This window comes from Rhizobacter sp. P5_A1, assembly GCF_056400745.1.
Window position 1 is genome coordinate 148,697 of the sequence record NZ_JBFUKR010000008.1, and the last position, 21,411, is coordinate 170,107.

A 21,411-nucleotide genomic window follows, 5' to 3' on the forward strand; every position below is an offset into this window, starting at 1 on the left:
GTTTGTACTCAAACGCGCTTGCGGTACTCGTGCGTGCGGGTGTCGATCTCGACCTTGTCGCCGGTCTGCACGAACAGCGGCACCGAGATCTCGAAGCCGGTCGCGATCTTCGCGGTCTTCAGCACCTTGCCGGAGGTGTCGCCCTTGACGGCCGGCTCGGTGTCGGTGATCTCGCGCACCAGGCTGGTCGGCAGTTCGACCGAGATCGCCTTGCCGTCGTAGAACACGACCTCGACCGGCATGCCGTCTTCGAGGTACTGGATCGCATCGCCCATGTTCTCGGACTCGACCTCGAACTGGTTGTACTCGGCGTCCATGAACGCGTACATCGGGTCGGCGAAGTACGAGTAGGTGCATTCCTTCTTGTCGAGCAGGACCTGGTCGAGCTTGTCGTCGGCCTTGAACACGACCTCGGTGCCCGAGTTCGACAGCAGGCTCTTCAGCTTCATGCGAACGGTCGCCGAATTGCGGCCGCCGCGGCTGTACTCGGTGCGCAGCACGACCATCGGGTCCTTGCCCTGCATGATGACGTTGCCGGCGCGAAATTCCATTGCGGTCTTCATAGCTGTTTCCGTATGCGGTGAGATGTGTGGCACAAGAACGCGCTGGTCTCGTTGGCGCGCTTCTTGTGCTCGGGGGCTGCGCACACACAGAAATCAGGGTCCGGTGCGCGGAAAGCCCTCGATTTTAGCTTGTTTCGGCGGCGAACCGGAGCAGCTGGGTACAGAGGTCGGGCTGCGCCAGCAGCGCGGCGCGCCAGGCCTCGCAGCGCCGGCGCCAGCCCGGCCATACGGGCAGCGCCGGCAACGGCACGTCGTCGCGGTTCCACGCCTGCCAGAACGCGCGCAATTCGGGATCGGCGCCGAAGCGTGTCAGGAACGCGTCGAGCTTGGTCAGGTGCACGCTGTCGTGCTGCGGATAGATCTGCCAGACGAAGGGCTTGCCAGCCCACTGTGCGCGCACGAACGAGTCTTCGCCGCGCACGAAGTTCAGGTCGCCGGCCCACAGCAGGTGGTCGTAGTCGTGCTGCGTCAGCGCCGGCAGCAGCGCGGCACGCAGCGCGCCGCGGCGCAGCGCTGGGCCGAGCAGCGCGTCGACCTGGCGCGCCGCCGCGCCGGCGGTCGCGAGCAGCAGCGTGGGCTGCTGCGCAAGCTGCTCGAGCAACGCCGGCAACGCTGCCGCCGCGTAGCAGAACAGGCTCACGACGCGTTCGTCGGGCGCGCGGGCGAGACCCTGTCCGCCGAGCCAGGCCGCCGCATCGAAGGCCTCCTGACGCGCCTGCAGGCCGGGCTCGCGGATCAGGCCGCCGGTGCGTGGCGTGAAGCCCGGATAGAAGAACCACTTGCGCAGCCCGGCGGCCGCGCCGCTGTGCTGCGGCGAACTCAGCCGGTGCGCGCGCTCGACGAAGTCTTCGGCGCTGAGGTACTCGAGGTTGATCCACAACGGCACGCGCGGTGCGCTCGCGATGCGGCGCACGAAGGGCTCCGGCAAGGTGCAGCCGAAGGCCTCGATGACGACATCGCCCGGGTCGATGCCAGGATCGCCTGCCAACCAGGCGTGCACCTCGACGTTCGCAGCGCCGTCCGGCGCCATCCATCCCAGCGCCGACGCGTCGTCGACCCACAGCCGCACGCGCTCGCCGCGCGTGCCGAGATCGGCCGCGAGCCGCCAGCACACGCCGATGTCGCCGAAGTTGTCGATGACGCGGCAGAACAGGTCCCATTGCATGGCCCCATTATTCCCGGCGCGCCTTGCGGATCGGACCCGCGCGGCACAATGGTGCTTGATGACCGAAGACGTTGTTTCCACTCCCGCCACCGACCCCGGCGACGCCGCGCGCGTGCAACTGCTCGCCGAGGTCGCCGCGCTGCCGAACCTGCCCGGCGTGTACCGCTACTTCGACGCCGCCGATGCGGTGCTGTACGTCGGCAAGGCGCGCGATCTGAAGAAGCGCGTCTCGAGCTATTTCCAGAAGAACCACGGCGGTACGCGCATCGGCCACATGATCACGAAGATCGCGCGGCTGCAGACGACGGTCGTGCGTTCCGAGGCCGAGGCGCTGCTGCTCGAGAACAACCTGATCAAGACGCTCGCGCCGCGCTACAACATCCTGTTCCGCGACGACAAGAGCTACCCGTACCTGAAGATCGCCTCGCACGCCTTCCCGCGTGTCGCGTACTACCGCGGCTCGGTCGATCAGAAACATCGCTACTTCGGGCCGTTCCCGAGCGCATGGGCGGTCAAGGAATCGATCCAGATGATCCAGAAGGTGTTTCGCCTGCGCACCTGCGAAGACACCGTGTTCAGCAACCGTACGCGGCCGTGCCTGCTGTACCAGATCAAGCGCTGCTCGGGGCCGTGCGTGAACTTCATCTCGGCCGAGGACTACGCGCACGACGTGAACCATGCCGAGCGCTTTCTGCAGGGCGAACAGCAGCAGCTGATGGACGACCTGCAGGCGCAGATGATGGCGCACGCGCAGGCCCTGCGCTTCGAGCAGGCGGCCGAGATCCGCAACCAGATCGGCGCGCTCTCGCGCGTGCTGCACCAGCAGGCGGTCGAGGACAACACCGGCGTGACGACCAAGGACGCCGACATCCTCGCGGTCAAGGTCGAGGGCGGGCGCGCCTGCGTGAACCTCGCGATGGTGCGCGGCGGGCGCCACCTCGGCGACCGGCCGTATTTCCCGAAGCATGTCGACGACGTGATGGAACTCGGGCCGGAGGACGACGACGCGCAGCCCGACACTTCGCGCGCACCGCTCTCGTCCGAAGTGCAGGTGCTCGAAGCCTTCATCGCGCAGCACTACCTCGATGGCGGCGTGCCGCCGCTGCTGGTGCTCAGCCACGCGGTCGACAAGGCGCTGATCGAGGCGCTCTCGCTGCAGAGCGGCATCAAGGTGACCGCGCAGCATCAGCCGCGCGAGCCGCGTCGTGCCTGGCTCGACATGTGCGTCAAGGGTGCACAGCTCAAGCTCGCGCAACTGCTCGCCGAAGAAGGCTCGCAGCAGGCGCGCACGCGTGCGCTGGTCGAGGCGCTCGATCTGGCGGTCGAGGACATGGACACCTTTCGCATCGAGTGTTTCGACATCAGCCACACCGCGGGCGAGTCGACGCAGGCATCCTGCATCGTCTTCGAAGCCCACCGGATGCAGAGTGCCCAGTACCGCCGCTACAACATCGAAGGCATCACTGGCGGCGACGACTATGCGGCGATGCGCCAGGTGCTGACGCGCCGCTATTCGAAGCTCGCCGAGGCCGCGGCGCGCGGCGAGGCGCGCCTGCCTGACCTGGTGCTGGTCGACGGCGGCCGCGGCCAGGTCAGCATGGCGCGCGAGGTGTTCGAGGAACTCGGCATCGACCTCGGGCGCATCGTCGGCGTCGAGAAGGGCGAGGGCCGCAAGGTCGGCCTCGAAGAGCTGGTGTTCGCCGACGGTCGCCCGAAGGTGTACCTCGGCCGCGACTCGGCGGCGCTGATGCTGGTGGCGCAGATTCGCGACGAGGCGCACCGCTTCGCGATCACCGGAATGCGCGCGCGGCGTGCCAGTGTGCGCACCGGCGCGAGCCGCCTCGAAGACATTGCCGGCGTCGGCCCGAAGAAGCGTGCGAAGCTGTTGCAGCGCTTCGGTGGCGTGCGCGGTGTCGGCAGCGCGAGTGTCGAAGACCTGCTGAGCGTCGACGGCATCTCGAAAGAACTGGCAGAGGAGATCTATCGTGTCCTTCATTGACTACCGCGTGCGCGCCGGCCTGGCAGGCCTGAGCCTGATGGCGGGCTGTTCCTCTTCGCCGCCTCCGGCGCCGGCGATGCCGGAGAGCAAGACCGCGGCGACGACCACCGGGCGGGTCGGCGCAAGCCCCGAGGCAACGGCGGCGGCTGCTTTGGGGCTGCCGTTGCCGCCACCCGGCCCGGTACGTACCTGGGCCGAGGTTCGACTGCAGGCGGCGCATCGCCTCGTCGCCGCGAACCCGAACGGCACCTATGTCGGCGCGGTGCCCGAGCCGCTGCTCGGCATCCCGGTGCTGGAGATCGAACTCAACGGCGATGGCAGCGTGCGCAGGATCGTGGTCCTGCGCCATCCGCAAGAGGCGAAGGACACGTCCAAGCTCGCCGAGGCCGCGGTGCTCCGCGCGGCGCCGTTCGGCGATGTGTCGCGCTTGCCGAAGCCATGGCGCTTCACCGAGACCTTCCTGTTCGACCACGAGCGCAAGTTCAAGCCGCGCACGCTCGACCCATAGAGCACAACCGCGTCGGCCCGGCAAGTCGGGTCACAATGAGGCATGTTCTTCAACCTGCCGACCTTGCTGACCTGGGCGCGCATCGTCGCGATTCCGCTGATCGTCGGGGTGTTCCACTTGCCGCTGACCGAGATCGATCGCAACCTGATCGCGACCGTGCTCTTCATCGTCGTCGCGCTGACCGACTGGGCCGACGGCTACCTCGCGCGCCGGCTCAACATGACCTCGTCGTTCGGTGCCTTCCTCGATCCGGTGGCCGACAAGTTCCTGGTCTGCGCCGCGTTGCTGGTGCTGGTCGAACTGGAACGCGTGCAGAGTCTCATTGCGCTCGTGATCATCGGCCGCGAGATCGCGATCTCGGCCTTGCGCGAATGGATGGCGCAGATCGGCGCGTCGCGCAGCGTTGCGGTGCACATGCTGGGCAAGGTCAAGACCGTCGTGCAGATGGTCGCGATCCCGTTCCTGCTGTTTCACGGCCGCCTGTTCGAACTGGTCGACACGCAGCTCTGGGGCACGTGGCTGATCTATCTCTCGGCCGTGCTGACGATCTGGTCGATGGTCTACTACCTGCAAAAGGCGCTCCCCGAGATCCGCGCCAAAGCGCGCTGATGGAGCCCCTCGTCGAACGAGTACGTTCGCCGATCCCCCGAGGGGATGCGGGCCGGCTTGGGGCGGCCCGGCGCTCGACCCGCCGGCGGCGCAGGTCGTGACAGCTATCGCCGCAAGCCGGCGCGGCACCTGGCTGCGCGCGATGCCCTGGGTCTTCGTGCTGATCTGGAGCACCGGCTTTGTCGTGGCGCGCTTCGGCATGCCGCATTCGCCGCCGCTGAGCTTTCTGGCGATTCGCTACGCGTTCTCGCTGCTGTGCTTCGGCGTGTGGATCCGCATCGCCCGCGTGCCATGGCCGCGCGAGGCGGCGCAGTGGGGCCACCTCGCGGTCGTCGGCGTGCTGATCCACGCGGGGTATCTCGGCGGCGTGTGGGCAGCGATCAAGTCCGGCATCGGCGCCGGGACGGTCGCGTTGCTGGTCGGGCTGCAGCCGGTGCTTACCGCGTTGTGGATGACATGGCGCAGTCGCGATGCCGGCAACGCGCACACGCGCGTCGTGCCGCGGCAGTGGCTCGGGCTGGCGCTTGGCCTGGGCGGGCTCACGCTGGTCGTCTGGCACAAGCTCGGCGGCGGCGAGGTCACGCACCGGAACCTCGGCCTGGCGATCTTCGCGCTCGTCAGCATCACGACCGGCACGCTCTATCAGAAGCGCTTCGTCAAGGCCTGCGACGTGCGCAGCGCCGGCGCGATCCAGCTGTTCGCGGCACTGGCGGTCAGCCTGCCGCTGGCATGGCTCGAGACCGAGCCGGTCGTGTGGCATGCGCAGATGATCGGGGCGATGGCCTGGTCGGTGCTTGCGTTGACGCTCGGCGGCAGTTCGCTGCTGTACCTGCTGATCCAGCGCGGCGCTGCGACCGAGGTCGCGAGCCTGATGTACCTCGTGCCGCCATGCACCGCGACGCTCGCGTGGCTGCTGTTCGGCGAGGCGTTCACATGGAGCATGGGCGTGGGCATGCTGCTGACTGCGACCGGCGTCGCGCTCGTGGTTCGCGCACCATCACGTGGCACGTGAACGATGCGTCGAGCTAGGAGCGGGCCTCGAACCTTGTCAAGCGAGGAAGCGCGCGGTTCTGCGTGAATGAGGGCGCATGATTGCGAATAGAATCCGCTTCCGCGCTTGACAGTGAGTGAGCGCGCGGCTGTAATCGTTTTCGAGTTGCCGCGTCACCGCGTTCGCAGCCCGAACACCCACCCGAATTCATCGTGAGATACCTTTAAGAGGGGGAACGCCCGTGAACAAGTCAGAGTTGATCGAGCACATCGCCAAGCAGGCCGATATTTCCAAGGCGGCCGCTGCGCGCGCCCTGGAGGCCGTGATTGGCGGTGTGAAAACCACGCTGAAGAAGAACAATACCGTGTCCCTCGTGGGTTTCGGCACGTTCAGCGTCGGCAAGCGCGCGGCACGCAGCGGGCGCAACCCGCGCACCGGCGCCACGATCAAGATCAAGGCCGCGAAGGTACCTAAGTTCCGCCCCGGCAAGGCCCTCAAAGACGCGCTCAACTGAGCCGCATTCAGACCATCGAACACAGGGATGCGGGTGCTTAGCTCAGTTGGTAGAGCGGCGCCCTTACAAGGCGTAGGTCGGGGGTTCGAACCCCTCAGCACCCACCAGATGCCGCACCGGCCGCTCGGCTAGAATGCCAGCCGCCACCCAGCCAAAGGCGAACCTCGGTTCGCCTTTGTTGCATCTGGGCGGACATGCTTTCACCGCACACCTTCCGACCCGGCCCCTCGCGGCCGGGCTCGTCGTTGACAGAGGCTTTCGATGTTTGACTTCTTCCGCAAGCACACCTGGTTGCTGCAGGTGATCCTGGGTTTCGTCGTGCTGGCGTTCGTCGGCGGCGGTGTCTACCAGGGCTACGGCAGTTTCATGAACGATGACAACAGCACCGTCGCGAAGGTCGATGGCCGCAAGGTCACGCGCAACGAGTGGGAGATCGCGCAGCGCGATCAGATCGAGCGCGTGCGCCGGCAGATGCCCAACGTCGACCCGAAGCTGTTCGACACGCCGGAGATGAAGCGCCAGTCGCTCGACGCGGTGGTGCGCGAACGCGTGATGCTCGCGGCCGCCGACAACCTGCACCTGACGACCACCGACGAGCGCCTGCAGCGCCTGTTCGTCACCGATCCGCAGTTCGCGTTCCTGCGCAACCCGGACGGCAGCGTCAACAAGGATGCGCTGTCGGCGCAGGGCATGTCGTCCGAGATGTTCGCGCAGCGTCTGCGCCAGGATCTCTCGCTGCGCCAGGTCGTGCAGGGCATCGCCGGCACCGTGTTCGCCCCGCTCGGCGCGACCAACGCGGCGCTCGATGCGATGTTCCAGCAGCGCGAAGTGCAGGTGCAGCAGTTCGCGACCAAGGAGTCGCTCGCGAAGGTCGCGCCGACCGATGCCGAAATCGAGAAGTACTACAAGGATCCGGCCAACGCCGCGCAGTTCATGGCGCCCGAAGTCGCGACCATCGAATACGTGGTGCTCGATCTCGAGTCGTTGAAGAAGGGCATCACCGTCAGCGACAAGGACCTGCGCGACTACTACGCTGCCAACGAAAAGCGCTACACCTCGACCGAAGAGCGACGTGCGAGCCACATCCTCGTGAAGGTGGATGCCGGCGCTTCGGCGGCCGATCGCGCGAAGGCAAAGGCGAAGGCCGAGGGTCTGCTCGCCGAGGTCAAGAAGAATCCGACGTCGTTCGCCGACGTCGCGCGCAAGAACTCCGACGACCCCGGCTCGGCCGAGAAGGGCGGCGACCTCGACTTCTTCGGCCGCGACGGTCTCGCGGCGAAACCGCTCGAGGATGCGGCGTTCAAGCTCAAGCCCGACGAGATCGGCGCTCTGGTCGAGAGCGATTTCGGCTACCACATCGTCAAGCTGACCGCGGTGCGCGGCGGCGAGAAGCGGCCGTTCGAAGCGGTGCGCGGCGAGATCGAAGCCGAGGTGAAGACGCAGCTCGCACAGAAGCGCTTCTCGGAAGCCGCGGTCGACTTCACGAACACGGTCTACGAGCAGCCCGACAGCCTGAAGCCGGTCGTCGACAAGCTCAAGCTCGAGCTGCGCACCGCGCAGGATGTCAAGCGCACGCCGGCGCCGGGCGCCGGCCCGCTCGGCAACGCGAAGTTCCTCGATGCGCTGTTCGGCGCCGACGCGATCCGCAACAAGCGCAACACCGAGGCGATCGAGGTCGCCGCGAGCACGCTGGCCTCGGGTCGCGTCGTCAAGTACGAGGCCGCGCACCAGTTGCCGCTGGCCGACGTGAAGACACGCGTGCGCGATCGCCTCGTCGTCGTGCAGGCTGCGGCGCTCGCGCGCAAGCTCGGCGAAGCGCGCCTGGCCGAACTGCGCGCCGCGCCGGCGACCGCCATGACCGAACCGGCCGTGACGCTGTCGCGCGCGCAGCCGCGCGACCTGCCAGGCCCGCTGGTCGACGCGATCCTGAAGGCGCCGACTGCGACGCTGCCGGCCTATATCGGTGTCGATCTCGGCGACCAGGGCTACGCGGTCGCGAAGATCGGCAAGGTGCTGCAGGCCCGCGACCCGCAGACCGCCGATGCGACGCGCGCACAGTCGCAGTACGCGCAGGCCTGGGGCGACGCCGAAGCGCAGGCCTACTACAACGCGCTGAAGACGCGCTACAAGGTCGAGATCAGGGCTGGCGCGATTCCGGTGGCGACCGATACCGCAAGCGCAAGCGCCGCGAGCACCGCCGGGAAGTGATCGCGCCGGTGCAGCTCGACGCGGGCCTTCCGCTATAATCGTCCGCTCTACGGTGGCTGTAGCTCAGTTGGTAGAGTCCAGGATTGTGATTCCTGTTGTCGTGGGTTCGAGCCCCATCAGCCACCCCACCGAACATCGAAGAACGGCGACAAGCATCTGGCTTGTCGCCGTTTCGCTTTGCTGGGAGCGCCCCTGATGCGCAAGTTCGCCGCCGCGCTCTTGCTGTTGCTCATGCTCGGCCCGTGCGTCGCCCAGGCCGCCGATCTGACGCCGACCGAGACGCGTTGGCTGAAGGGCATGTGGCCCGTCGTCGTCTTCGCGAAGGAGGCCAAGCTGCCGCTCGACATCGTCGTGCAGCCGCAAGCGACGCGCGGGGTCGCGCCGCTGGCGATGGCGTTCGTCGAAGGGCGCTGCAAGCTGGTGCTCTCGATGCGCGGCAATCCGGAAGCCGAAGCAACGCTGGCCCGGCTCGAACCCGCACTGCTCGACAATGCGCTCGAGCTGATGGCGGCGCATGAGCTCGGCCATTGCCGGCGTCATGTCGACGGTGCCTGGCACGGCCTTCCGGCCGGATTCACGGCCGATCGGCCCGACGGGCTCAACCCCGCGCTGGCTGTTGCCCACGCAGACATTCAAGCCGAGCGCCGCGAAGAAGGCTACGGCGATCTGGTCGGCTTGGCGTGGACACGGCAACGCCATCCGCAGCAGTACGCGAGACTGCATGCATGGCTCCTCGACGAGCGTGCCAAGGACCTCGTCGACGGCAGCCAGCACGACACGCTGGCCTGGGTGCGCCTCGCGCGCGACGGTGCGGCGCTCGCCGCTACCGCGTCGATATTCGACAGCGCAGCGGCCCTGTGGCTGCGCGCCCTCGACGGCGCCGACTGAACAGCGTCACCACCGCGCCGACAGGTCGCGGATGATCACCCGGCAACTGATCCCGTGCGGCGCCACCTCGCGCCACTCGACCTCGCCGCCGAGCTGCTTGACGCGCTTGCGAACGCCGCCCAGCCCGAGCCCGTGCGACCAGGCGCGCGGATTGCGGCCGACGCCGTCGTCGGTGATCGTCAGCTCGATGCGGTCGCTCTCGAGACGGAAGTCGATGTCGAGCTGCTGCGCCTGCGAATGCGCAATCACGTTGCTGACGAGCTCGCGCATCACACGCGTCAGCGCCGACCAGTGCACCACCGTGAGCAGGATGTCTTCGTCGAAGGCGAAGGTCCACTTCAGTTCGACGTGCGCCGCGGTGAGCCGATGCGACAGATCGGTCTTCCACTCGGCCGCCGCGTGCGAGAGCCGGTGGTTCGAGGCCGCGAGCCCGCGCGTCAGGGTTTTCAGGTCCTGGAGGGTGTGGCGCACGTAGTCTTCCATCTCGGGCGATTGCGCCTTGTACATCAGGGTCAGCAGCCGGGCGCCGATGTCGTCGTGCAGGTCTTGCGCGAGACGCATGCGCTCCTCGCTGCGCCCCTGCTCGACGGCCTTGTCGAAGTGCACCGCGCGCCGCAGCTGTTCGACGATGCGGTCGGTCAGGCGAGCGTCTTCGGAGGTGAACAGGCGCCGCCCGCGCTGCGCGAAGCGGATCATCACCGAGCCGCGCGGCGTGGTGTCGCCGCCGAGCAGCGGCACGGGAACGAGCATGCTCGAGCCGTCGCCGGCCACACGCGTCTTGCCGGTGCGGCGATCGACGACGTTGACCTCGAGCGGCTCGAACAGGTCGCCGAGGAGTTGCGACAGCAGCGCCGGCGTGCGTTCGGGCTGCGCCTCGACCTCGCGGGCGATGCGGTACAGCTGCTCGAACATGCGCTCGGTGGTCAGCATGCTGCTGCCACGCAGCTGGTTCAGAATCCACTGCCGCACGCCCGAATAGACCGCGAGCGAGGCAAACAACGACAGCGTCAGCGAGGCGAACTGGCCGAGCGAGAACACCGCGACGAAGAGCAGGTCGAGCGAGGTCGCGACGGTGCTGATCGCGGCGAGCAGCGCGAACTCGCGCATGAAGTTCTGCGAGGTCGCGAGAAACGGCACGAGCAGCAGCAGCGAGCCGAGGAACACGTACCAGACCATCGAGCCGATGTCGGCGATGTTGTGCGGCATGCCTGGCAGGTGGTCGGCCGCGGCGAGCGCGACGGTCAGCAGCGTCCAGGTCGCGACGGTGACGATGCCGAAACGCCGCAGCACGATCGCGAACGGGTGCGGCTCGATCCGGTACGACCAGCTCAGCAGGCCGATCGCGAGCAGGCCGAGATCGATCACCGCGCCCTGGATCCACCACCAGACGTTGTGCAGCCAGCCGGCCGCGAAGCTGCCGACCAGCGCGAACGCGACACCCCAGGCGAACAGTGCGAACCAGCCCGAGCCCGGCAGCCGCCGCGGGTGCAGGCAGGCGGCGTTGACCATCGCGGCGGCGGTGAACAGATCGAAGGCCATGCGGGCCGGCATGTCCAGGCGCGCGAACGGCGTCGGCAAGCCGAACTCGAGCGTGGCCTCGACTGCGATGAACAGCAGGTTGCCGGCCTGCGACAGCGCCATCACCGCATAGACCAGGTTGCGGCCGTTCGGCTGAGCGAGCAGCACCACGACCGCGACGAGGCACAGGCCGAGCGCGAACAGCAGCAGCAGCCAGAACAGGATCGGCAAGCCGGTCAGACCGCGTGGCGTCGGGTGCAACGCGACCTTCGAGCCATCGGCGAAAGACAGCGTGACCTCTTCCTGCGCGAGCGCGAGCGCGAGTTGCTCGTGCAGGCCGCGCTGGCGCGCGCGCTCGGCATCGTCGATGACCCAGCGCGGCGAACGCTCGAGCGCGAGCGCGTCGTTCAGCGCCACCGTCGTGTCGCCGCCGAGGATGGCCTGGAGCGTCTGGCCGATGTGCGGGTGCAGCGCGGAATCGTTGCTTGCGACGAGCTCGATTCGGCCCTGCATGTCGGCGCGCCAGTTCGCATCGATGTGGGGCGCCGCCATCAGCGCGCGGGCCAGCGCAAAGATGCCCAGGCAGCCGAGCAGCCCGAAGGCCACGAGCAGACGCAGCCGCCAACCGGTCCAGCGCGCAGCCGGTTGACCGTCGACCCCGCTCAGATCGCTCAGGCCGGAGTCGAGTGCCGACTCGGACAAATGACTCGGCAGGCCGGTCCAGGTCGGCGAAGTCCGCCCGGGCCAGGTGTTGTTCAGGCCGGGCGTGCGGGGCGGGTCAGTGCCTTCGTGCGCCACGACAGTGGTCTAGACAAGGCCTTGCTTGCTGGCCAGAACCGCCGCCTCGGCGCGGCTCGAGACGTTGAGCTTCTTGTAGATGGACTTGATGTGGTCGTTGACGGTGAACCACTTGATGCCCATCAGGTTCGCGATCTCCTTGATCGTGAAGCCCTTGCTCAGGTAGGTCAGCACCTCGCTCTCGCGCGGCGTCAGGCGCTCGTGGTCGAGCGGCGCGCCGCGGCCCATCGGCATCGGCCGGCTGCTCTGGAACCCCGACGACAGCGCCACCGGACCGGTGTTGTTCGGCGCGCTTCCACCGCCCGGGCCGTGCCGGAAGTGCGTCAGCAGACGGCGCGCGATCGCCGGCGACAGCGGCGGCTGGCCACGCACGATCTTCTGCAGTTCTTCGACCAGCACCTCGAAACGGTCTTCCTTCAGCAGGTAGCCGTCAGCGCCGCATTGCAGCGCCGGGAACAGGTGGTCGTCATCGGAGTAGAGCGTCGTGACGATCTTGGTCGCGGGGTAGGCACCGAGTTCGGCGAGCAACTCCATGCCGTTGCCGTCGGGCAGTTCGAGGTCGACCAGGATCAGCTTGAACGGATCGAGCGCCTGCACGCCCTCGCGCAACGGGCCGATCTGGCGGCGCGCGGTTTCAAGATCGCCCGCCTCGGTGATGACGAGCGCATCGCTGAAGCTCTCGCGCACGACACGCGTCAGGAAGCTCCGCGCGACCGGGTTGTCCTCGACGATGAGTACCTTGACTGGCATCTCCTGCGCCCCTCCTTTGTATGCCGTCGATGGTAGCGCATCGCCAGTGCGCAACGCACGCTGTAACGAGGGTTCACAGCTGCGTCGCGCGCTCAGCCGTTCGTCATCACGAGCTTACCGTGCACCTGGCGTCCGGCCATGATTTCGAAAGCCTTCGGCAGCTGCTCCATCGGCAGACGCTGGTCGATCACCGGCTTGACCTTGCCTTGCGCGTACCAGCCTGCCAGCTCGGCCAGCGCCTTCGCGTTCGCCTTCGGTTCGCGGCGTGCGAAATCGCCCCAGAACACGCCGACGATCGACGCGCCCTTCAGCAACGCGAGGTTCCAGGGCAGCGCCGGGATGCCGCCCTGCGCGAAGCCAACGACGAGGTAACGGCCGCGCCACGCGATCGAGCGGAACACCGGCTCGGCCAGGTCGCCGCCGACCGGGTCGTAGACGACGTCGGGGCCCTTGCCGTCGGTCAGCGCCTTGATCTCGTCGCGGATGTTCGCGCTGCTGTAATTGATCGTCGCATCGGCGCCGAGCGTCTTGCACAGCCGGCACTTCGAGTCGCTCGATGCCGCCGCGATCACGCGCGCGCCCGCGGCCTTCGCGATCTGGATCGCCGCGGTGCCGACACCGCCCGCCGCCCCGAGGATCAGCACGGTCTCCCCGGCCTTCAGCGCGGCGCGGTCGAGCAGTGCGTGGTGCGTGGTCGCATAGGTGAGCACGAATGCCGAGGCATCGTCGAACGCAAAGCCCGGCGGCAACGGCATCGCGAGCGCCGCCTTCACGACCGCGTGCGTGCCGAAGCCGCCGGTGCCGCCGAAGGCCGCGACCGCATCGCCGAGCTTCAGCTGCGTGACGCCTTCGCCGACCGCTTCGACGACGCCGGCGTACTCGGAGCCCGGCACGAACGGCAGCGCCGGCTTCATCTGGTACTTGTTCTGCACGATCAGCAGGTCCGGAAAGTTCAGGCTCGCCGCGCGGATTGCGACGCGCACTTCGCCGGCCTGCGGCTCGGGCGTGGGCAGTTCTTTCCAGACCAGCGCGTCGACGCCGATGGGGTTCTCGCACAGCCAGGCATGCATGGGTGTCTCCTCGTTCAGATCACCGCGTGCGCGGCGTTGCGCTGGATCATACGCAGCGCTTCGGTGCTGCTGCGTCGCCGACGCGACGCGACGAAATCGAGCCCGGGCGAATCCCTACAATCGGCCGATGCGCATTCTGATCGCCAATGACGACGGTTATCTGGCCCCCGGTCTCGCGGCCCTCGTGAAGGCCTGCGAAGGCCTCGGGGATCTCGACGTCGTGGCCCCCGAGCAAAACGCGAGCGGCACGTCGAATTCGTTGACGCTGGGGCGGCCCCTGACCGTTCACACCGCAAGCAACGGCTTCCTGTACATCAACGGCACGCCGTCCGACTGCGTGCACCTCGCGCTGACCGGCGTGCTGCCGCACCGGCCCGACCTGGTCGTCTCCGGCATCAACAACGGCGCCAACATGGGCGACGACACGCTGTACTCCGGCACCGTCGCGGCGGCGATGGAGGGCTTTCTGTTCGGCGTCCCGGCGATCGCGTTCTCCCAGGTGCAAAAGGGCTGGGGCGATCTGGATGCCGCCGCGCGCGTCGCACGCAGCGTGATCGACCACGTGCTGAAGCACCCGCCGCTGCGCTCGCCTTACCTGCTCAACGTCAACATCCCGAACCGCGCCGATGCCGACGCCTTGCCGCGCGTCGTCACGCGCCTCGGGCGCCGCCATGCCAGCGAACCGCTGATCAGCCAGATCAGCCCGCGCGGCGACACGATGTACTGGATCGGCCCGGCCGGCGACGCGCGCGAGGCCGGCCCCGGAACCGACTTCCATGCCACCGCGAGCGGCCAGGTCTCGATCACGCCGCTGCAGGTCGACCTGACCGAACACGGCGCGTTGCCCGACTGGTGGGACTGGCTGGGCCAGGGCTCCGCATGAGCCGCCGGGCCGGAGTGCGTCGCACGGAGGTCGCCCATTGAGCGGGGCCGACAGGCGTGCGTCGAAGTTCCCGCTGCGCCTGAATGAACTGAGCTCGCGCACCAAGGTCGCCCGACGCCCGGTCCTGCCGGCCGCGACGCCGGCGCTGACAAGCGCGCCGAAACTGCAGGCCACGGCCGCCGCCGCGCGCGCGGTGTTGCGGCCGCAGAAGCTGCTCGAGCACGCGCATGCCGATGCATCGCGTCGCGTCGCGCCATCGGGCATCGGGCTCGACTCGGCCGACGTGCGCAAGCGCATGGCGCAGCGTCTGCGCGGCGCCGGCGTGACGCACGAGCAGGTGCTCGAGGCCATGGCGACCGTGCCGCGCCATTGCTTCGTCGATGCTGCGCTGGTGACGCAGGCCTACGAAGACACCAGCCTGCCGATCGGCCACGGCCAGACGATCTCCAAGCCTTCGGTGGTCGCGCGGATGATCGAGCTGCTGATGGGCGGCGCGAGCGCGCGTCAGTCGCGCTCGCTCGGCCGCGTGCTCGAGATCGGCACCGGTTGCGGCTACCAGGCGGCGGTGCTCGCGCTGCTGTCGAAGCAGGTCATCTCGGTCGAACGCCTGCGCCCGCTGCACGACAAGGCGCGCGAACTGCTCGCACCGCTGCGGCCGGCCAACATGCGGCTGGTGTATGGTGACGGCATGCGCGGCCACGCGCCGAACGCGCCTTACGACAGCATCATCGCGGCGGCCGGAGGCGATGCGCTGCCGCAAGCCTGGCTCGATCAACTCGCCGTCGGCGGCCGCCTCGTGTCGCCTGTGAGGCAGGCCGGCACCGAGCGCCAGGTGTTGATGGTCGTCGATCGCACCGATCAGGGCTTCGCGCAAAACGTCTACGAGGCGGTGCACTTCGTCCCTTTAAAATCGGGCATGGTTGCAGGATGACGATGGACAACAAGAACATGCTGATGAATGAAGCGAAACGGCTGGGTGCGCTGCTGCTCGTCGCTGCTGCGATGGCGGCCTGCACGAGCACGCCGAACCGCGCGCCCGTCGAAGACCGCGGCGCGGGCGCGAGGGCGGCTGTCCCGACGGCGCCCGCGTCGGCGCCGGGCGAGGCGCCCAAGCCGTTGCCGGGTGCCGAGAACAGCGGCAAGACGGGCTACTACACCGTGAAGCCGGGCGACACGCTGATCCGCATCGGTCTCGAGAACGGCCAGAACTGGAAAGACCTGGTCAAGTGGAACACGCTCGACAACCCGAACATCATCGAGGTCGGTCAGGTGCTGCGCGTCGTGCCGCCCGGTGTCGACCCGAACGCCGCGTCGAGCAAGCCGATCACGAGCGCGCGCGTCGAGACCAAGCCGCTCGATGCAAAGGCCGCAGCGACCGCGGCGAGCGGGGCCTCGGCGGCGCCGCCACCGGCCGCCGCGGCAGTCGCGCGTGACGGCGACGACGACGTGAACTGGGCCTGGCCAGCCGCCGGTGCCGTGCTCGCGCCATTCGATGAAGGCAAGGCCAAGGGCCTGGCGATCAGCGGCAAGGCCGGCGATCCGGTGCTGGCCGCCGCCGACGGCCGTGTTGTCTACGCCGGTTCGGGCCTGCGCGGCTACGGCAACCTGATCATCCTGAAGCACAACAACACCTACCTGACCGCCTACGCGCACAACCAGACGCTGCTCGTCAAGGAAGACCAGACCGTGCGGCGCGGCCAGAAGATTGCCGAGATGGGTTCGACCGACTCGGACGGCGTGAAGCTGCACTTCGAGATCCGCAAGCAAGGCAAGCCGATCGACCCGGCGAAGCTGTTGCCGCCGCGCTGACGGCGTCGAACCAACCGTGGAAGCAGCATGCCGAGAAAGCGCTCCCCGCCGACTGGCATCGCGCCTGACCCCGTCGCGAACGGTGTGCCTGCGGCGCCGCCAATCGCGGCGGCGCTGCGGCTGAACGGAGCGTCGCGCGCCCCGGGCGAGCTGCCCGCCGAGCCCGAGATCGAGATCGACGCGGCCGTGCCGGTCGATGACGACAGCGGCGCCGCGATCGCGACCGACCGCGTCGAGATCGCGGCCGGAGAGGCCGAGGTCGGCAACACGCTGCAGAGCTATCTGCGCGAGATCCGCCGCGCGCCGCTGCTGACGCCGCAAGAAGAGTTCGACACCGCCACGCGCGCCCGTGCGGGCGACTTCGCGGCGCGCCAGGCGATGATCGAGCACAACCTGCGACTCGTCGTCAGCATCGCGAAGAACTACCTGGGCCGCGGCCTGCCGATGACCGACCTGATCGAGGAAGGCAACCTCGGGCTGATGCACTCGATCGGCAAGTTCGAGCCCGAGCGCGGCTTTCGCTTCTCGACCTACGCGTCGTGGTGGGTGCGCCAGAGCATCGAGCGGGCGATCATGCACCAGGCCCGGCTGGTGCGATTGCCGGTGCATGTGGTGCGCGAGCTCAACCATGTCCTGAAGGCGCGCCGCGCGCTCGAAGCCGAGTCGGCGAGCGCCGGCCACAGCGACCGACCGGTGCGGGTCGAGGATGTTGCCGCCATGCTCGGCCGGCCGGCGAAAGAGGTCGATGCGCTGCTGAAGTTTGCCGAGCAGCCGACCTCGCTCGATGCGCCGATGGAACGCCACGCCGGCGAAGGCAGCGGCGATTCGGTGCTCGACAGTGTCGCCGACGACGGCTCGACCGACCCGATGAGCCTGACCCTGAGCAACGAGGTCGAGCTCCTGCTGAACCACGGCCTCGACGAGCTGAACGACCGCGAGCGCGAGGTCGTGGCCGGGCGCTACGGCCTGGGCGATCGCGAACCCGAGACGCTCGAAGTGCTGGCCGAGCGCCTCGGCCTGACGCGCGAGCGCATCCGCCAGATCCAGCAGGAGGCCTTGCTGAAGCTGCGGCGCCGGATGCTGCGCCAGGGTGTCGATCGCGACTCGATCTTCTGAGCTGCCCCAGGAAATGGCCTCGCCATCCCCGCCCCCACGGGTCAAGCAAAGTGGCAAAGCCACATTTGCTTGAGATGACCGCGTCGCCGCCGCTGACGCGCCGCATGGCCGGCCTGCTGCAGAACATCCGCCGCGCGAATCGCCCGCCGTTCCATGCGATGAGCCCGCAGGAAGCGCGGCGCGCGTATGACGAAGGCGCCGAGATCCTGGACCTCCCTCGTGCACCGCTGGCACGCGTCGAAGATCTGCTGATTCCGGCAACCGACGGAACGCCGCTGGCCGCGCGGTTGTACGCGAACTCGAACCGCCGGCTGCCGGTGCTGCTGTACCTGCACGGCGGCGGCTTCACGATCGGCAGCCTCGAGACCCACGACAGCCTGTGCCGCCAGATCGCACAGCGCAGCGGCGCCGCGGTCGTCGCGCTCGACTACCGGCTCGCGCCCGAGCATCGCTTCCCGACGGCCGTCGACGATGCCTGGGCGGCGATGCGTTGGCTCGCCGCGCACGCCGGCACGCTCGGCCTCGACGCCGCGCGACTCGCGGTCGGCGGCGACAGCGCCGGAGGGACGCTGGCCGCGGCCTGCGCGATCCATGCCCGCGCGATCGATCTGCCGCTGCGACTGCAGCTGCTGATCACACCGGGCACCGCCGCGCGCACCGACTCGCCGTCGCAGCGCCGCTACGCGCACGGCTATCTGCTGGAGGCCGAAGACATCGCGTGGTTCTTCGATCGGTACATCGATGTCGCGCAGCGCGGCGACTGGCGTTTCGCGCCGCTCGAGGCCGATGCGCTCGACGGCGTCGCACCCGCCTTGGTGGTGCTGGCCGAGTGCGACCCCTTGGTCGACGAAGGGCTGGCCTACGCCGATCGACTGCGGGCGTCGCTGGTGCCGGTCGAGCTCGAGCTGTACCGCGGTGTCACGCACGATTTCATCAAGCTCGGCCGCGTGCTGCCCGAGGCCGAGGCCGCGCAGGCGGCGATCGGCGCGGCGCTGCAGGCCGCGTTCGACGACTCAGCCACATCACACCCATGAAGCGAACCGACTTCCGACATTTCGATCGCCTGCGCGTGCGCTGGGCCGAGATCGACGCGCAGCAGATCGTCTTCAACGGTCACTACCTGATGTACTTCGACACCGCGGTCGCCGGCTACTGGCGTGCGCTCGCGATGCCGTACGCGCCGACGATGGCGCAGCTCGGCGGCGATCTCTTCGTGCGCAAGGCGACGCTCGAATACGAAGCCTCCGCGCGCTACGACGACCTGCTCGACATCGGCCTGCGCTGTGCGCGCATCGGCAACTCGTCGATCCTGTTCAGCGCGGCAGCGTTTCGGCAGGACCAGCTGCTCGTCGGTTGCGAGCTCGTCTATGTGTTCGCCGACCCGCACACACAGACCTCGAAGCCGGTGCCGCAAGCGCTGCGTGCGGTGCTGAACGGGTTCGAGGCCGGCGAGGCGATGGTCGAGCTGCGCGTTGGCGGCTGGGACATGCTCGGCCCGCACGCGCGGGCGATCCGCACCGAGGTGTTCATCGACGAGCAGAAGATCCCGATCGAGATGGAGTGGGACGAGAGCGACGCCGACGCGGTGCACGCGGTCGCGTTCAACCGCTTCGGGCGGCCGCTCGCGACCGGACGCCTGCTGCGGCACGAGATGCCGGGCATTGCCCGGATCGGCCGGATGGCGGCGATCCAGGCGCTGCGCGGCAGTGGCGTCGGGCGCATGGTGCTCGGTGCACTGATGCAGGCGGCACGGTCGCGCGGCGACCACGAGGTGCGGCTGCATGCGCAGACCAGCGCGCAGGGCTTCTATGCGCGCGCCGGTTTCACGCCGGCCGGGCCGGTGTTCGACGAGGCGGACATCGCGCACATCGAGATGACGCGCGCGCTCTGAGCTTCAATCGGCGTCGATCTGCCGCAGCAAGGCGCTCGCGGCCGGGGCGCCCAGGCTGCGCACGCGGCTGCGCCGGATCGAAGGCGCGGGCGCGTCGGGCGGCGGCGTCGGGCAGGGCAGCGCGAGGCGCTCGACGACCTCCACCAGATCGCCCTCGCTGTCGCGCGGCGGCCAGTTGCGCAGCGAGGAACTGCGCAGCAGCGCAACCGCACCGCCCGCGTCGAAGCTGCGCTCGAACACATGCGTGATCGGCTGGCGTGCCGAGCGCTCGGTGATGATCAGAGTCGAGCAGCGCGTGCCGTAGCGCTCGTCGGGCGTGCGAATGAATGCGGCCGACAGCTGGCGCTCCCAGCTCAGCGGGATGCCGGTGCGCGGGAGCGCGTCGTCCGTCGCGACCGAACGGTCGCCCAGTGCCGCGAACAGCTGCTCGGCAAGGGCGTCGACGGACGCCGAGCTCGCCAGCGCCTCGCGCACCTGCGCCTTCAGCGCGACGACTTTCGGCCAGGGCACATCCAGGCCGGCGTTCGACAAACCATACAGGCCGGGGCCCAGGCGCCGCGGCTGGCCGTCGATGTTCGACGCCCAGAAGCACTCGCCGCGGCTGAAGTCCGCGGCAACCAGGTTGAAGCCGTTGTGGCCGGAGAGCGCGGTGCGGGTCCAGAAATCGGCGGTCGGTTCGCGTGCCGCGAGCCAATCGGTGACGATGCGGCCGCGCGACGGCGCATCGGCCTCGTGCCCCCGAGCGCCGCGCACATTCGTCAGCAGCGCCATCCGGCCCCCGGCCGTGACGCCCAGCCAGGTGCCGCCCGATTGCAGATCGCGCCCGCTCAGCACGTCCGGGGCGCCGGGGCTCGGCGTCCACCAGTCCAGGCGCGCGGTCGGGCGCCGGAAGAACTCGTCGCGATTCGACGCGACCACCAGCGGAAACCGCTCGTGCTGGTCGATCGCCAGCGCTACGAGGCACATGCGACGAGCGCCTCGGCCCGGCGCGGGCCGGCAAGCTGCTGCTGCTCGCGCGAGCACCGCTGCACCGCGCGGTGCGCCCCCGGCGCCGCTGCCGCATCGCCCGCTCGGGCCCGATCGTAGACGAACACTTCCCGCATCGCACCCCGCCGACAAGCGTCGACCGAAGGGCCGACGGATTGTCAACGATTGTGACTTATGCGAAGGAGCCGCGCCGGCTCAGGCGGGCAGGGCCGTGTCATGCGGCACGCCGTAGGGCAGCGCGCCGGGTCGCAGTCGCACGCCGGCCACGCTCGCGAGATGCAGGCTGCCCGCCTCGAGCGCGGCCAGCTTCACCTCGACCAGCGCCGCCGAGCCGGCGCCGCCGGGCAGCGGCGCCGCGTTGACGACCATGCCGGCGGGCTGGCCGGCGTCGGCGCTGTGAAACACCTCCTGACCGGCGGCCGCCTGGGCGTCGCACTCGAACAGGAACATGCGCCGCTTGATCGTGCCGCGGTACTGGCTGCGGGCAACGATCTCCTGGCCCGGGTAGCAGCCCTTCTGGAAGTCGACGCCGCCGATCAGCTCGTAGTTCAGCATCTGCGGCACGAACTGTTCGACCGTGGCCGCCTCGATCAGCGGAATGCCGGAGCGCACTTCGAGCAGGCGCCACAGGTCCAGCGGCAGCGCGGCGGCGACCGCCTCGGCGGGGGCGACGGCAAGCAAGCTGCGCGGCACGCCGTCGACGTCCGGCAAGCGCACCGCCGTGCCGCCGGTTGCCGGGCGCACGTCCCAGGGCGACGCGTCGGCCATCGCTGCCGCGGCACTGGCGCCAGCTGCGCCGAACAGCGCGAGCTCGGCGCTCGCGTCGCTGAGCTTGCATTGCGCGCGCAGCACGAACATCGACAGGCGCTTCAACGTTGCCGGCAGCACGCTGGCCGCGCAGGCCAGCAGCAGTTCGTCGGGTGCGAGCTTCCAGACGATGAAACTGGCCTGCAAGCGCCCCTTCGCCGAGCAGAACCCGGCGAGGCGCGCGGCGGATGCATCCATCCCGGCGACATCGTTCGTCAGCTGGCTCTGCAGGAACTTCACGGCGTCGGCACCGCGGGCGCGGATCAGGCCCAGGTGGGTCAGCGGCGCGATGCCGTCAATGGCAAATGGCATATTCATGGCCGATTATCATCACCGC

Annotated in this window: 20 protein-coding genes and 2 tRNA genes; 15 read left to right on the top strand and 7 right to left on the bottom strand. The window is 68.8% G+C overall.

Annotation, left to right across the window (positions count from 1 at the left end):
• Nucleotides 1–8 precede the first annotated feature (8 nt).
• Together efp and earP are read right to left on the bottom strand one after the other, a co-directional pair.
• Nucleotides 9–563 (bottom strand): elongation factor P, encoded by a 555-nt coding sequence (gene efp / locus AC1DTW_RS11395; protein ID WP_477981208.1) that lies wholly within the window; start codon nt 561–563, stop codon nt 9–11.
• Nucleotides 564–687: 124 nt separating this feature from the next.
• Nucleotides 688–1,728, bottom strand: coding sequence for an elongation factor P maturation arginine rhamnosyltransferase EarP (gene earP, locus AC1DTW_RS11400; protein WP_477981209.1), 1,041 nt, complete (start codon nt 1,726–1,728; stop codon nt 688–690).
• Nucleotides 1,729–1,786: 58 nt separating this feature from the next.
• Between earP and uvrC the strand changes: the two genes are divergently transcribed.
• The 9 genes from uvrC (at nt 1,787) to AC1DTW_RS11445 (ending at nt 9,445) form a co-directional block, all read left to right on the top strand.
• The gene (gene uvrC, locus AC1DTW_RS11405) at nt 1,787–3,727 is read left to right on the top strand and encodes an excinuclease ABC subunit UvrC (protein ID WP_477981210.1); all 1,941 of its coding nucleotides are present in this window, start codon (nt 1,787–1,789) and stop codon (nt 3,725–3,727) included.
• Nucleotides 3,714–4,235 (top strand): hypothetical protein, encoded by a 522-nt coding sequence (locus AC1DTW_RS11410; protein ID WP_477981212.1) that lies wholly within the window; start codon nt 3,714–3,716, stop codon nt 4,233–4,235. The genes uvrC and AC1DTW_RS11410 overlap by 14 nt, the downstream gene beginning before the upstream one ends.
• Nucleotides 4,236–4,277: 42 nt before the next feature.
• On the top strand, nt 4,278–4,844 hold the full coding sequence (gene pgsA, locus AC1DTW_RS11415) for a CDP-diacylglycerol--glycerol-3-phosphate 3-phosphatidyltransferase (protein WP_477981213.1): 567 nt from the start codon (nt 4,278–4,280) through the stop codon (nt 4,842–4,844).
• A 142-nt stretch (nt 4,845–4,986) separates the two neighbouring features.
• Nucleotides 4,987–5,856, top strand: a complete 870-nt coding sequence (locus AC1DTW_RS11420; RefSeq protein WP_477981314.1) for a DMT family transporter — start codon at nt 4,987–4,989, stop codon at nt 5,854–5,856.
• A gap of 220 nt (nt 5,857–6,076) precedes the next feature.
• On the top strand, nt 6,077–6,349 hold the full coding sequence (locus AC1DTW_RS11425) for an HU family DNA-binding protein (protein ID WP_477981214.1): 273 nt from the start codon (nt 6,077–6,079) through the stop codon (nt 6,347–6,349).
• A 31-nt stretch (nt 6,350–6,380) separates the two neighbouring features.
• Nucleotides 6,381–6,456: transfer RNA gene (locus AC1DTW_RS11430), tRNA-Val, on the top strand.
• A gap of 154 nt (nt 6,457–6,610) precedes the next feature.
• Nucleotides 6,611–8,557: a SurA N-terminal domain-containing protein gene (locus tag AC1DTW_RS11435; RefSeq protein WP_477981215.1), complete on the top strand. Its 1,947-nt coding sequence runs from the start codon at nt 6,611–6,613 to the stop codon at nt 8,555–8,557.
• Nucleotides 8,558–8,609: 52 nt separating this feature from the next.
• A tRNA-His gene (locus AC1DTW_RS11440) sits at nt 8,610–8,685 on the top strand.
• A 67-nt stretch (nt 8,686–8,752) separates the two neighbouring features.
• The gene (locus tag AC1DTW_RS11445; RefSeq protein WP_477981216.1) at nt 8,753–9,445 is read left to right on the top strand and encodes a hypothetical protein; all 693 of its coding nucleotides are present in this window, start codon (nt 8,753–8,755) and stop codon (nt 9,443–9,445) included.
• Nucleotides 9,446–9,451: 6 nt separating this feature from the next.
• Here AC1DTW_RS11445 and AC1DTW_RS11450 read toward each other — a convergent pair whose 3' ends face one another.
• The 3 genes from AC1DTW_RS11450 to AC1DTW_RS11460 form a co-directional block, all read right to left on the bottom strand.
• Nucleotides 9,452–11,761, bottom strand: coding sequence for a sensor histidine kinase (locus AC1DTW_RS11450; protein WP_477981217.1), 2,310 nt, complete (start codon nt 11,759–11,761; stop codon nt 9,452–9,454).
• A 9-nt stretch (nt 11,762–11,770) separates the two neighbouring features.
• Nucleotides 11,771–12,511, bottom strand: a complete 741-nt coding sequence (locus AC1DTW_RS11455) for a LuxR C-terminal-related transcriptional regulator (RefSeq protein WP_477981218.1) — start codon at nt 12,509–12,511, stop codon at nt 11,771–11,773.
• A gap of 92 nt (nt 12,512–12,603) precedes the next feature.
• Nucleotides 12,604–13,581 (bottom strand): NADPH:quinone oxidoreductase family protein, encoded by a 978-nt coding sequence (locus tag AC1DTW_RS11460; RefSeq protein WP_477981220.1) that lies wholly within the window; start codon nt 13,579–13,581, stop codon nt 12,604–12,606.
• A 127-nt stretch (nt 13,582–13,708) separates the two neighbouring features.
• On the opposite strand from AC1DTW_RS11460, the gene surE reads away from it, so the two are divergent.
• From surE to AC1DTW_RS11490, 6 genes are all read left to right on the top strand, one after another.
• On the top strand, nt 13,709–14,464 hold the full coding sequence (surE, locus tag AC1DTW_RS11465) for a 5'/3'-nucleotidase SurE (protein WP_477981221.1): 756 nt from the start codon (nt 13,709–13,711) through the stop codon (nt 14,462–14,464).
• Nucleotides 14,465–14,588: 124 nt separating this feature from the next.
• On the top strand, nt 14,589–15,395 hold the full coding sequence (locus AC1DTW_RS11470) for a protein-L-isoaspartate(D-aspartate) O-methyltransferase (protein WP_477981315.1): 807 nt from the start codon (nt 14,589–14,591) through the stop codon (nt 15,393–15,395).
• Between the two features lie 71 nt (nt 15,396–15,466).
• On the top strand, nt 15,467–16,273 hold the full coding sequence (locus tag AC1DTW_RS11475) for a peptidoglycan DD-metalloendopeptidase family protein (RefSeq protein ID WP_477981316.1): 807 nt from the start codon (nt 15,467–15,469) through the stop codon (nt 16,271–16,273).
• Nucleotides 16,274–16,300: 27 nt separating this feature from the next.
• Nucleotides 16,301–17,389 (top strand): RNA polymerase sigma factor RpoS, encoded by a 1,089-nt coding sequence (gene rpoS, locus AC1DTW_RS11480; RefSeq protein WP_477981222.1) that lies wholly within the window; start codon nt 16,301–16,303, stop codon nt 17,387–17,389.
• Nucleotides 17,390–17,463: 74 nt separating this feature from the next.
• Entirely contained in the window at nt 17,464–18,423 is a 960-nt protein-coding gene (locus AC1DTW_RS11485) for an alpha/beta hydrolase (protein ID WP_477981223.1), read from the top strand.
• Nucleotides 18,420–19,280, top strand: coding sequence for a YbgC/FadM family acyl-CoA thioesterase (locus AC1DTW_RS11490; protein ID WP_477981224.1), 861 nt, complete (start codon nt 18,420–18,422; stop codon nt 19,278–19,280). Before AC1DTW_RS11485 ends, AC1DTW_RS11490 begins: the two co-directional genes overlap by 4 nt.
• Before the next feature lie 3 nt (nt 19,281–19,283).
• On the opposite strand, the gene AC1DTW_RS11495 is transcribed toward AC1DTW_RS11490, so the two are convergent.
• Together AC1DTW_RS11495 and ygfZ are read right to left on the bottom strand one after the other, a co-directional pair.
• On the bottom strand, nt 19,284–20,246 hold the full coding sequence (locus AC1DTW_RS11495; RefSeq protein WP_477981225.1) for an NRDE family protein: 963 nt from the start codon (nt 20,244–20,246) through the stop codon (nt 19,284–19,286).
• Nucleotides 20,247–20,462: 216 nt separating this feature from the next.
• The gene (ygfZ, locus tag AC1DTW_RS11500; protein ID WP_477981226.1) at nt 20,463–21,392 is read right to left on the bottom strand and encodes a CAF17-like 4Fe-4S cluster assembly/insertion protein YgfZ; all 930 of its coding nucleotides are present in this window, start codon (nt 21,390–21,392) and stop codon (nt 20,463–20,465) included.
• Nucleotides 21,393–21,411: the final 19 nt, after the last annotated feature.